Origin of the sequence: Pedobacter duraquae (assembly GCF_004362245.1) — a bacterium.
Classification (GTDB): Bacteria; Bacteroidota; Bacteroidia; order Sphingobacteriales; family Sphingobacteriaceae; genus Pedobacter; species Pedobacter duraquae.
In genome coordinates, this window is the sequence record NZ_SNWM01000002.1 from 901,088 (window position 1) to 914,041 (window position 12,954).

General features: G+C 39.3%; 10 protein-coding genes and 1 tRNA gene. 6 read left to right on the forward strand and 5 right to left on the reverse strand.

The features are described 5' to 3' along the window. Window positions 1–116 precede the first annotated feature (116 nt). Window positions 117–974, forward strand: coding sequence for an N-acetylglucosamine kinase (locus CLV32_RS09950; protein ID WP_133554946.1), 858 nt, complete (start codon window positions 117–119; stop codon window positions 972–974). Between the two features lie 64 nt (window positions 975–1,038). Here the strand turns inward: CLV32_RS09950 and CLV32_RS09955 are convergent, their stop codons facing one another. Continuing rightward, complete coding sequence (locus CLV32_RS09955) at window positions 1,039–1,719, reverse strand: NUDIX hydrolase (protein ID WP_166641934.1); 681 nt, start codon at window positions 1,717–1,719, stop codon at window positions 1,039–1,041. A gap of 416 nt (window positions 1,720–2,135) precedes the next feature. Between CLV32_RS09955 and pfkA the strand changes: the two genes are divergently transcribed. From pfkA to CLV32_RS09980, 5 genes are all read left to right on the forward strand, one after another. Next, entirely contained in the window at window positions 2,136–3,122 is a 987-nt protein-coding gene (pfkA, locus tag CLV32_RS09960) for a 6-phosphofructokinase (RefSeq protein WP_133554950.1), read from the forward strand. A 4-nt stretch (window positions 3,123–3,126) separates the two neighbouring features. Then, window positions 3,127–3,969, forward strand: coding sequence for a hypothetical protein (locus tag CLV32_RS09965; protein WP_133554952.1), 843 nt, complete (start codon window positions 3,127–3,129; stop codon window positions 3,967–3,969). A gap of 4 nt (window positions 3,970–3,973) precedes the next feature. Beyond that, window positions 3,974–4,975: a type I glyceraldehyde-3-phosphate dehydrogenase gene (gene gap, locus CLV32_RS09970; protein WP_133554954.1), complete on the forward strand. Its 1,002-nt coding sequence runs from the start codon at window positions 3,974–3,976 to the stop codon at window positions 4,973–4,975. Window positions 4,976–5,169: 194 nt separating this feature from the next. After that, entirely contained in the window at window positions 5,170–6,114 is a 945-nt protein-coding gene (locus CLV32_RS09975; protein WP_133554956.1) for a GLPGLI family protein, read from the forward strand. Then, the gene (locus CLV32_RS09980; RefSeq protein ID WP_133554959.1) at window positions 6,111–8,774 is read left to right on the forward strand and encodes a carboxypeptidase-like regulatory domain-containing protein; all 2,664 of its coding nucleotides are present in this window, start codon (window positions 6,111–6,113) and stop codon (window positions 8,772–8,774) included. The genes CLV32_RS09975 and CLV32_RS09980 overlap by 4 nt, the downstream gene beginning before the upstream one ends. Here the strand turns inward: CLV32_RS09980 and CLV32_RS09985 are convergent. The 4 genes from CLV32_RS09985 to glgB form a co-directional block, all read right to left on the reverse strand. Further along, window positions 8,764–10,272 carry a M56 family metallopeptidase gene (locus tag CLV32_RS09985; RefSeq protein WP_133554961.1) on the reverse strand — a complete coding sequence of 503 codons (1,509 nt, stop codon included), beginning with the start codon at window positions 10,270–10,272 and terminating at the stop codon, window positions 8,764–8,766. The genes CLV32_RS09980 and CLV32_RS09985 overlap by 11 nt on opposite strands. A gap of 4 nt (window positions 10,273–10,276) precedes the next feature. Beyond that, window positions 10,277–10,639: a BlaI/MecI/CopY family transcriptional regulator gene (locus tag CLV32_RS09990; protein WP_133554963.1), complete on the reverse strand. Its 363-nt coding sequence runs from the start codon at window positions 10,637–10,639 to the stop codon at window positions 10,277–10,279. 153 nt (window positions 10,640–10,792) lie between these two features. Beyond that, window positions 10,793–10,863: transfer RNA gene (locus CLV32_RS09995), tRNA-Cys, on the reverse strand. Between the two features lie 91 nt (window positions 10,864–10,954). After that, window positions 10,955–12,949 (reverse strand): 1,4-alpha-glucan branching protein GlgB, encoded by a 1,995-nt coding sequence (glgB, locus tag CLV32_RS10000; RefSeq protein ID WP_133554965.1) that lies wholly within the window; start codon window positions 12,947–12,949, stop codon window positions 10,955–10,957. Window positions 12,950–12,954: the final 5 nt, after the last annotated feature.

Below are 12,954 nucleotides of genomic sequence, written 5' to 3' on the forward strand. Positions count from 1 at the left end.
TAAACTAACCATAAAAATGCCTTACCTAAACGAGTATTAAAAAAATAAAATTATGAAAAAAAGTCAGCCACAAGTGTTAAGAATGTATACTTTTATGCCGAAAAATTTAAATTAAGATGATAGTTATTGCAGATGGTGGTTCAACCAAAACCAATTGGTGCTTAATCAATGAAGCCGGAAGAAAGATTCTTTTTAATACTGAAGGTTACAATCCTTATTTCTCGAGCACAGCTTATATCATAGACTCACTTAAAATCGGACTTCCTGATCACTTAGAAACAGAGAAGCTTACCGAAGTGTACTATTATGGAGCTGGCTGTTCTACAGACGCCAAAAGAAAAATTGTGGCTGATGCGATGCAGGTAACTTTCCCGAATGCTAAAATATTTATCGGTCACGACTTACTCGCCTCTTGCCGTGCATTACTTGGTGATGAGCCCGGATTTGCAGCGATATTAGGTACCGGTACAAATTCATGCCTGTACGATGGTAAGGATATTTCTTTGAATATTGATTCATTAGGCTATTTCCTTGGCGATGAGGGTAGCGGTTGTTATATTGGTAAAAGAATCCTGAGTGATTACATGAAGGGATATATGCCAAAAGGACTTAGAGAAAGTTTTTATGACAACTATGCCTTGACCAACGAAGATATTTTTGACAATATCTATAACAAACCACTTCCAAACCGTTTTTGCGCTAGCTTTAGTAAGTTTTTGTACGATTACAAAGACAACTATGAAGATTATGCATTCTCTACAGTAGACTTTGCATTCTCTGCATTTTTTGAGAACCTGGTTACGCACTATCCAAATTACAAAGACTACAAACTAAACTGTGTAGGATCGGTAGGCTATAGCTTCCGCGATATCCTAAGTGTTGTTGCAGATCGTTACGAAATGGGAATCGGTAAAATTATCCGATCACCTATAGATGACCTTGTCAACTATCATATTGAATCGGCAAGCAAATAAGCTTAGTATACATTCATAAAAAAAGCGAAGATGAAGATCTTCGCTTTTTTTATGAATGTATACTCTAGAAAGAGATTTCCTTCCCAAATAGCTTGGCATATTTCCTTTTATCAAAGCGATACAGCGTTGCAGCACGGAACGACACACCTTTCTGTTTCTCATCAAGGTCTTTAAGCACCCCAAAACTGAGCATCTTTTTCCTGAAATTCCTTTTATCAAGTTTTTTATCAGAAATTAATTCGTAGATATTCTGAAGTTGGGTTAGTGTAAATTTCTCTGGCAATAACTCAAAGGCAATAGGCTGATGTTTGATCCTCCTTTTGATTTTCTCCAGGCCTTTATCAAAAATCTGCTGGTGGTCAAATGCCAATCTCGGCAGTTCCTTGATATTTACCCAATATGCCTGCTTAGCATAATTGCTGATAGGCTTTAATGCTTTATCTCCTCCCAATCTTATCAATGCGTAATAGGCAACACTTAATACTCTACCTTGTGGGTGACGTGCTACATCACCGAAAGTATAATATTGTTCCATGTAGATATCGCCTAATCCAGTCAGTTCGTGAAGAATTCTAGATGCCGATTGATCAAGACTTTCATTCTCGCCTACGATATTACCTGGAAGAGCCCACCAATCTTTAAAAGGTTCTTCGTTTCTTTCGATCAATAAGATTTTTAATTCTCCAGCGTCAAACCCGAAAATCACACAATCAATCGAGAAGGCAGAATTAAACTGTGGTAACATTTCTTTCAAATCTTTATGTTTTTGTGTTTGCAATTTAAATGTACACTTAGAGCTTTATTAAAACGACTTAGTGTAAAAACGACGTAAATGTAAATATATAATTAAATGAATTAAGCAGAAAAGAATATTATTCTTAACATTTGTTACACGTTAACGCAACACAAACTTTATCGTATTTACAATAAACCCAAATTCCCTGGTCAAAGAACCAGGTAGCTTAACTATATCCATTGAACAACTGGACAAAATGGCTTGCGTTTTTTTTCTACCTTGGCAGCATAATCTTGAATTGATAACCAGTAAACTAAGCAGACGGATCAAAGCGTAATCTCTCTAAAAAAATACAATCCACTGATGAAAAAACTTGAAATAAATTACTTAGTGTAATAAATACACGGTATATTCGTATAATAATTATGAGACCAAATATTAAAAATATTGCTGTATTGACTTCAGGCGGTGACGCACCCGGAATGAATGCCTGTATAAGGGCTGTCATACGTACTGGTATCTACAATGGTATCAATATGTTCGGCGTTATGCAGGGTTACCAGGGATTGATCACCAATAACATCATTCCAATGGATGCCCGTTCTGTAAGCAATATCATCCACCTAGGTGGTACTATACTAAAAACTGCCCGTTGCCTGGAATTCAAAACGAAAGAAGGAATGCAACAGGCTTATGATAATTTACAAGCCAGAGATATTGATGCGCTTGTCGTGATTGGTGGAGACGGAACTTTTACAGGGGCACAACGCTTCTCCAAAGAATTTGGAGTGAAGGTTATCGGTGTACCTGGAACAATTGACAATGATTTGTACGGATCGGACTTTACACTGGGATACGATACTGCAATGAATACGGTAATAGAAGCAATCGACAAAATCAGAGATACTGCAGATGCTCATGACCGCTTATTCTTTATTGAAGTGATGGGTCGCGATTCCGGCTGTATAGCACTAAGAAGTGCTGTTGCAACTGGAGCAGAGGCAGTGTTGCTACCGGAAAAACAAACTAGTTTAGACGAACTGATCACGCAGTTGGAAAGTGGTGCATCAACAAAAAAAACTTCAAGTATTGTGATTGTTTCTGAAGGACATAAAGCCGGCGGAGCGTATGACATTGCTAATCGTGTTAAGGAAAGATTTAACCACTACGATACAAAGGTTACTATCCTTGGACACCTGCAGCGTGGCGGCAGTCCAAGCAGCTTCGATCGCATCTTAGGATCCAGATTGGGATTCGCTGCCGTAAATGAATTACTGAAAGGGAATACTGAACAGATGGTTGGCCTACGGGGCAACGATGTAAAAACAACAAGTCTGGATGAAGCACTTAATAAACATTCATTCAAGCTTGAAGCAGATCTATTAGAAATGGCAAAAGTGTTATCGATATAATATTATGACAGCGGTAGTATACAGTGGCTCAAAAACAGCATTTTGGAAAATTGCCAAAGATGGAAAAACCATTGCTGAATGTGCTATGCCCGGTATTAATCCGACCTTAAATGACCAAAAGACAATTCTGAACGCCCTCAATAAAAAGTCTATTCTGATTAATAACGCCGAGCGAATTAAAAGAATTTATGTTTTTACTGCCGGAGCAACGTCGCCGGAAAGGAGTCGCGAGTTAGAGGAGACATTAGGCCTATTTTTCAAGTTTAGCAAGATCGTTGTAAAAGATGACCTTTATGGAGCAGCTATTGCAGCTTGTTACACCAAAAGTGGTATTGTTGGTATCCTGGGTAGCGGCGCAAATTGTGCCTGGTTTGATGGCAAAAATCCCGAACAAAACAATTTTGGACTAGGCTTCATTCTTGGTGATGAGGGATCTTCCAATCATCTTGGTAAACTGCTGCTGAAAAGCTTTATACAAGGCAAATTATCGCCTAAGTTACATAAAGAATTTGAGTTGAAGTATAACCTGGACAGGGCATTGATTCTGGAAAGGATTTATAAGAAACCGATGCCTCAGCAGTTTCTCAGTTCCTTTTTCGATTTCTTTATGGAATGGAGAGCGGAACCAGCAATACAACAGATGGTCGATCAGGCTTTAGAAAATTATATGAAAATTTACCTGTTGCCTACGGTAAAAAACCATCCCGGAGAAGAAATTCATTTTGTGGGCAATGTGGCAGCTCACTTTCAGGACAGGCTGCGTCATATCGCGCAAAAACATGGCTTGAAAATAACAACGATTACAAAAGAACCTATATATAATTTATTAAACTATTATTCAAATTAATAAGATGAGCAAAATTGGAATCAACGGCTTTGGTCGTATCGGCAGACTGGTATTCAGAGCCGCATTGAAAAGAGGATTAGATGTTGTTGCAATAAATGACCTTGTGGAGCCAGATTATATGGCTTATATGTTGAAATATGACTCTACGCATGGCCGTTTTGACGGGACTATCGAAGTGGTAGACGGAAACCTGGTTGTAAACGGAAAAACAATCCGCATTACTGCTGAGAGAGATCCTGCAAATTTGAAATGGGATGCTGTAGGTGTAGAAACTGTGATTGAATCTACTGGTTTATTCCTCACTAAAGCAGATGCTGATAAACATATCGCTGCTGGTGCAAAAAGAGTTGTTCTTTCGGCTCCTGCAAAAGACGATTCTATTCCTACTTATGTTATGGGTGTTAATCATGAGCAATTAACTGCTGATCAAACAGTTGTTTCTAATGCTTCTTGCACAACCAACTGTCTTGCTCCGATAGCAAAAGTATTAAATGACAACTGGGGTATTGTTGAAGGCTTAATGAGTACTGTACATGCTGTAACTGCAACTCAGAAGACTGTTGACGGGCCGTCGGCAAAAGACTGGAGAGGTGGACGTGGTGGTTTCTCTAACATCATCCCTTCTGCTACAGGCGCTGCTAAAGCAGTAACTAAAGTTATTCCTGCTTTGAAAGGAAAATTAACCGGTATGGCTTTCCGTGTTCCTGTTGCTGACGTATCCGTAGTAGATTTGACAGTGCGTTTGGAAAAACCAGCTACTTATCAGGAAATTAAAGACGCTATGAAAGCAGCCTCGGAAGGTTATCTGAAAGGCGTGTTAGGATATACAGAAGATGAAGTTGTTTCTTCTGACTTTATCGGAGATGACCATGCATCTATTTTTGATGCAAATGCAGGTATTGCTTTGAATGATAACTTCGTAAAAGTAGTTTCATGGTATGATAACGAATGGGGTTATTCTTCTGCCTTAGCTAAATTTGTAGAATACTACGGAACAGTAAAATAAGGCCTGTTCAAACAGGTTTTCTATTTGGTTAGAATGGGGATGTCGCAAATGTGGCATCCCTTTCTTGTTTTATAGCCTTTTTTTATTTTATGCTGCCAGCAATTGTTAAACTCTGTTAAAATAATTACGACATATTCATATTACTACGAATCTTTCGTATGTTTACAATGTATTCGTAACTAAAATATTTAAAAATGAAAAAAAACAGCCTTTTAACATTCGTCGTAATACTTCTCCAAGCAAGTATAGCAACGGCACAAAAAGCAGACACCGTTCGTGCCAGAGTATCATACACCTACAGCATTGTAGAAAATACAAGTAAACCCGACAGCACACGTGAGGAACAGATGATGTTGCTTTTAGGAAAAAATGCGAGTTTGTACACCAGCCTCGACAAAGTGGTAGAAGCCGAGAAGCGGAAGAAAGAAATGGAAGAAATGGCGAAGCAATTTGAACAGGGTCTCATTAAAAATATAAAAATGAGCCCTGGTAAAAGAACCACGGGAAATGACATCTACATATATCGGAATGAAAAAAAAATGTTCACGAAACAGCGGATCGTCAACAATTACCTCACCGAAGATTCAATGCCAGCGATCGATTGGAAGTTAAGCAATGATACGTTGACCATATCGGGTCTGAAATGCCAAAAAGCAACTGCTTATTTCAAAGGAAGGGATTACACCGTCTGGTATTGTCCGGAGATACCATTTAGCAGCGGTCCCTGGAAACTCAATGGCCTTCCTGGCCTTATCGTGCAGGCTTCTGACTTAAAAAAAGAAATTAATTTTAAATTTGATGGCTTTGAGGTGGTGAACGCATCAGAAATTAAAACACAAATGCCCGTTGCCAAACCTCAGGCGGTCATTCCTGGACAAGTGATGGTGATTGGCGGGTATGAAGGCACCAATCTGACAACCGCCAGCATTATAGAATTACCAAAAGACGCGATAAAAACTACCGAAAAAGAGATCAACAATCTAAAAGAGGCTTTGCGCAAAGACCCTGCTGGATTTATAAATTCGAGTATGGGTGGAATGAGTGGTGATTCCAAAGTAGTTTTTAAAGCTGCCCCAGGGAGCACTACAGTTAAACCTGCAACCGTACTAAATACCATTGAATTACCTGAGAAAAAATGAAGAACATCATTTTAATTCTTTCAGGCATGCTTATAATGATGAGCATGCCTGCCACTGCTCAACTGCGTATTTCAGGAACGGTTAAAGATAAACAACAGAAACCAGTGTCTTCAGCGAACATTACCTTGAAGACAATTGAAGGAAATATTCTCACTTATACTTCAAGCGATGTTAGTGGCAGATATACGCTTAATTTTCCCACAAAAAAAACGGGTACACGATTGGAAATAACCAGTCTTGGCTTTGCAAAAGAAAGTATCGATATAATAGAAGAGCGGCAGGTATACGACGTCACGCTTTCTGAAAGTTCAATTGCCCTGCCAACTGTAAAAATCAAAAACAGACCTACCTTAAAAGTAAGCGGCGATACCCTGAACTATAAAGTCTCTGATTTTAGTGATAAACAGGATCGCGTACTTGGCGACGTACTGAAAAAAATGCCAGGAATAGAAATGGCAGCCAATGGAAAGATTAGCTATAATGGGAAGCCCATATCAAACTTCACAATCGATGGTGATAATCTACTGGACGACAAATATAATATAGCCACCAAAAGTATCCCCCAGGGCGCAGTTGATAAGGTACAGGTTGTTCAAAACGATCAGCCTGTAAAGATGCTACGAAACAAAACGAACAGTGACGATGTCGCCATCAATATCACCATAAAAGACGAAGCGAAGCTTAAGTTGATGGGCGAGTTAAGTCTCGGCGCCGGTGTACCTGGCAAATTTGATGAAAATGCCAGCGGCATGATGTTTAAAAAGAAATATAAGGGTATCAACTACCTCAAAGCAAACAACATCGGAAAGGATCCTGCAGAAGACCTGATCTCTCATAATTTCTCTGATTATATGAGCCGACTTACTAAATCTAAACCCGACCCTTTTCTTTCCAGTGGTGCCGCTGGAGTACCAGACCTGCCGCAAAACAGATATCTATTTAACCAGGCGGCGTTACTCAACACAAACAACCTGTTCAACCTGAAAAATGATCTGCAGCTTAAGACCAACATTTATTATGTGCGCGACAGGCAGCTCAGGGATTACTCAAAAACAACTGATATCACCTTACCCACAGGAAACATCAGATATACGGAAGATCAGCATAATGTTGCTCATCCAGATCAACTGCACGTTCAGGCAACACTCAATGTAAATAAAGACAAATTCTACATGAAAAACACCTTTGTGGCCGACTATAATCCAAGTAGGTTCCAGGTAGCATTAAATACGAATGGCGCCAAGCTTGATCAACAATTAAAGCAGCAAATGTTAGATATATCAAACGAATTTGATTATATGAACACGCTTAAGTCAGGGAATATCTACACCTTATATTCCTACGTTAACGCCATAAACCGACCCGAAAACCTTGATATAAGTCCCGGTATCAATGAAGACATTTTAAATAGTGGACTACCCTATCAGACGCTAACACAACATGTGCAGATGCCTTCGTTTTTCACAAATAACTATGGCACATTTAAAAACGTCTTCGGAAAATTCACACAATCTTTAAAAGCAGGCTTCAATTTCCAGGCCCAGAACCTCAGTTCGTCTTTAACTGCGATGCAAACTAACCAAGCCGAAAATCCCGCGCTTAGCAATGGTACGAATGACCTGGATTGGAACAAAAAAGGTGTTTTTGCTGAAGGAACATACGAATATCTTGGTGAAAAACTCAAAGCCACTTTGAATCTACCTTTGACACTTCAGCATATAGCGTACAGTGATGTACAATATAAAATGGATGAACAATTAACTAAACTACTTTTCAACCCCCGACTCAGTTTAAAATATCAAACAAGCATTGAAAACTATCTGCTACTTGCTTTAAACCGCAAAACTGAGCTTGGAGACATAGATGATGTTTACCGCGGCGCAATACTGAGAAACTACAGAAGTCTCTTTGCTAACAACGCTCCCATTTCCGAACGAAATATCAGTTCTGCTGCATTGTCATTTAATTACCGAAAAGCAATTTCTATGTTCTTTTTTTCGGTGCAGGCATCGTATACGCAAGTTAACCTGAATACGATTTCATCAAGTATTCTCAGCAGCAACCTGCAACAAAGAATAGTACTTCCCTTCGAAAACAACACCGATGTATATAACTTATCCGGAAGTATCAGCAAATACCTAATCCCGTTTCGCACTACCATTAGCGGTGGTTTAAACTATGCTTATAATACATCAAACCAAATCCAGAATAATGAACTACTTCCGTTCACCACGACCAATAGCGGGTTAAAATTGGGCATACAAAGTAAACTTACTGCATTACTCAACCTGGATTATAAGCTGAATTATAACAATTATTCCAACAAAACCGCAGTCAACAATGGGCTTAACAACAACTTCAACAAACTTAACCAGCAACTGGAACTCAGTGCAACACTTTTCAACAGTGTGTATACAACCTTATCCGGGGAACACATGCTCAGTCGCCAGTCAGGACAAGAAAATCTAAGTTACCTGTTTGCTGATCTGAAATTCAGGTATACGGTGGCGAAAATTCATACTGATTTCGGATTCAATATTACCAATCTCGCTAATATTAAAACCTACAGTGCAAATACGCAATCAATCAACTCATTCACCTCGGCTACGTACAATATCCCAGGCCGAATTGCACTCTTGAAAGCAACTTTTAATTATTAGCTTTTTTAGCATAGATAAAAATTGCTTTCTGCTCCTTATTTTCAGGGTCTGGCTTCACTTTGATCTCTGTGATATCGTCAGGATTAAGTTTAGCCAGATCTTCTGGAGTAATACGCTCATCATTGATATAACGGCCTCCATTTTTAATCATCTTACCATAACCTATTACTTTTACGTTATCCAGCAACACCGTTTTGGAAGCCGAACCTTCTTCAGCAGTTTGGCCACGGAATCTAACAACAGGTTCTCCTTTTCCTTTCTGATCATCACGATAGATGAAATTAACTTTTATAGCTTTTACAGTTGCCGAATCCAAATTAATTGGTTTACGAAATTCAGTTGTATTATATCGTACCATAACAACAGTGTTAGCACCTCCATTTTGTTCTGCAACCGGCGCAAACGAAATCGGATTTACCTTTTTAGCCGTTGTATCTGTGAGAACAGATCTTATGTGCACAGGTAAGCTACCCGGAACTTTCTTATTTTGTTTCTTTTTCGACTGCCGTTTAACCTTTGAAGATGCGTTCTTACCCGACACCGATATTTCAATACCATTCTGATCTGAGGAAGGTGCTAAAGTCAGGACATCTTTGGCAACTGCTAATGTATTTTTAAATACACTACTATCTTTAACTTCCTTTCTGAACAACGTAAATGCAGTTGTTATCAACAACAATACCGGCAACAAAAACAAGTACCTGACCAGTTGAAAACCAGACGATCGCTTTTTATTCATCATCTGGATCCTGCGCTTTATACCAGTTACATTGAAATTATTCATCAGCCCCGAAGGCTGTGCCAATAGTTGTGGACTCAACATACTATACTGGTAAGCACGGCGATCTACACCTTTCTGCAATACATTCTGATCGGTTATAAATTCAACGTTTTCTTTTACCGCTTTACGCATATACCATACCCCCGGATTAAACCAATAAAATACGGTACTGAGTTCTGCCAATAAAATATCAACCGTGTGCAGTTGTTTAACATGCACCTGTTCATGCTCTAGAATGGCGTTAATCTCCTCTGATGCATGATGGTCAGGATTTAAATAGATATTTTTCCAAAATGAAAAGGTACTCACCTCGCCGTTTAAAAAACGAACTGGATAAGCACTTACCAAACCAGGAACAGATTTGCGGTGTATGAGATAGAGAGAGTAAAACCTGATAGCCATTTTTAAGGCCATAAATAACACCCCCAGCCAAAAAATCACTTTCATAATCAACCAATAATCAACTTCTGCTGCCTGTTCTGCAACTGTATAAACTTGTGGCAACGCCGATGCGAGTGGCTTGATTAGATTCTCATGCCGCCCAAAAATGACCGCAGGATCTATAAAAGGATAGACACTTGAAAAAACAATCCCTGCAATCAGGAAAAATCTATTCAGCGTATAAAAAGTAAGCTTTCTCAATACAGCATAGTATGCGATACAGAATACAATTAGCGCAGCATTTACTTTAAGCAGAAAAATAAACAGTTCAGGCATGAGGTTAGGCTTTAGGGTTCTCTATCAAATTGATGATTTCTTTAAGTTCTTCAGCGGTTATTTTCTTGTCTTTTGCGAAAAAAGCGACAAGTTCTTTGTAGGAGTTCTGAAAATAATCGTTTACAAATCCGCTCATAAAACGTTTTTTATATTCTGCTTCCTTAACCTTCGCGCTATAACGATATGCGTTTGCAAATTTTTCGCTTTTTAAAAAGCCCTTTTTTTCCAGATTCTTGATTGTAGAAGCAAGCGTTGTATAAGGTGGTTTAGGCACCGCCATCACCTCCATAAAATCTTTGATAAATCCAGCTCCAAACTGCCACACTGCCTGTAAGGCTTCCTCTTCCTGTATTGATAACTTCTCCATAAATACGATTGTATCGTAAATATACGAAGAATACGTTAACATCAAACACTGAGCATCTTAAAAAAAATGCCAGGTCATCCAACCTGGCATTTTAAACAATCAAAACTTAGATCTAACCAAACATCTAAACTAATAAGCTGAGAATCAGCTAGGACGTCAAGGACGGATTCGAACCGCCGTAGAAGGTTTTGCAGACCATTACCTAACCGCTCGGCCACATGACTCTATTGACAATACAAATATATAAATAGTCTACTAATTTAGTATACTTTAATAAGATAAAATGAGCTAGTGACAATAAAATGACAATATCCTTTATTTAATCTGTTTCAAGACCACTGCTGCGAGTGCGGGTACGTCCATGAGGATGGATAAGTCTCTCCCATGACACGGTATTTTTTCTGGCAAGTAAGGAAAATTTCTCACCTTACCGCTTCCAAAAAATTCTGTGGCATCAGTATTAAAAACTTCTTTCCATTTTGATCCTGAAGGCATACCAATTCGATATCCTTCGCGAAACACCGGAGTCAGATTTAAAACAACAACTAATGTGTCTTTATCATTGTTGGATCTTCTGATATATGCATACACTGAATGTTGTGCATCATCTGCATTGATCCATTCAAATCCTTCATAAGAAAAGGCGTTTACATACAATGCCGGTTCCGACCGGTATAACTTGTTTAGGGCCTTAACGGTCCGTTGCATGCCGGCATGGGAATCATATTGCAGCAAATGCCAGTCCAGCGACCTCGTAAAATTCCATTCGCCATTTTGGGCGAATTCATTACCCATAAAAAGAAGTTTCGTCCCCGGCTGGGTGAACATATAAGTATAGAGCGTCCTTAAGTTCGCAAACTTCTGCCATTCATCACCCGGCATTTTATAGATCATAGACGATTTACCATGCACTACTTCATCATGAGAAAAGGGCAGCATAAAACGTTCTGTAAAAGCATACGTAATGCTAAACGTAAGCTGATGGTGATGGAATTGCCTATTGATGGGATCGTTTTTGAAATATTTCAATGTGTCGTTCATCCAGCCCATCATCCATTTCATACCAAAGCCCAATCCACCAGATTCTACTGAATGTGTTACACCCGGATGTGTGCTACTTTCTTCAGCGATTGTATGTACACCTTTGAAATCCTTATAGACCACTTCATTCATGTCCTTAAGAAATTGTATAGCACCTAAGTTTTCGCTACCTCCAAATTCGTTGGTTGCAGCTTCTTCAGCCTTTCTAGAAAAGTCATAATATAACATAGACGCTACTGCGTCTACCCTTAGTCCATCAGCATGAAACTGATCCAGCCAAAATACTGCATTACTGATAAGAAAAGACCTTACCTCATTGCGGTCGTAATTAAAGATATAAGACTTCCAGTCAGGATGAAACCCTTTACGCATATCTGCATGTTCATAAAGATGCGTGCCGTCAAAATCGTACAAACCATGTGCATCTCCAGGAAAATGGGAAGGAACCCAATCCAGAATTACACCGATATTATTCTTATGCAATTCTTCAATCAGGAACATGAGGTCCTGAGGCGTCCCATGCCTGGAACTTGCCGCATAGTAGCCTGTTATCTGATATCCCCAGGATGGAAAATAAGGATATTCCATCACGGGCATAAGCTCAACATGCGTAAATCCCATCTCCAAAATATAGGGCACAAGGCTCACTGCAATCTCATTATAACTAAGTACCCGCTTAGGCTCTGATGGATCCCTTTGCCATGATCCCAGATGGAGTTCATAAACCGACATTGGTTGATCTAGCGCAGTCAATTTTGGACGTTTACTGATCCAGGCTTTATCCTTCCATTTGTACTCAGTATCCCAAACTATAGATGCGGTTTGTGGGGGATGCTCCCAGCGACTCGCAAATGGATCTCCTTTTTCCCTGATCACTCCGTCAAAACCTACGATTGAATACTTGTAAACAGTACCTTTCAAAATCCCGGGGATAAATCCTTCCCAAATTCCCGAACTATCCAATCGTCTGAACAACGTATAACCTGTTTTATCCCAGTCGCTAAAATCACCCATTACCCCAACACGCTGCGCATTGGGTGCCCAGACTGCAAAATAAGTACCTGCAACACCGTCAACAAGTACCAGATGCGCGCCCATTTTCTCATAGAGCCTAAAATGCTTCCCGCTAATAAATAAAGCAACATCGAAATCTGTGAGTAAACTATAAACCCACACCGGTTGATCCGAACCAGCGGTAAATACAGGATTATTCTTCTTAACTGAAACAGCACTTTTTATGGAAGGCTTTTCCTGTTTTACTTTGCTCATTTATC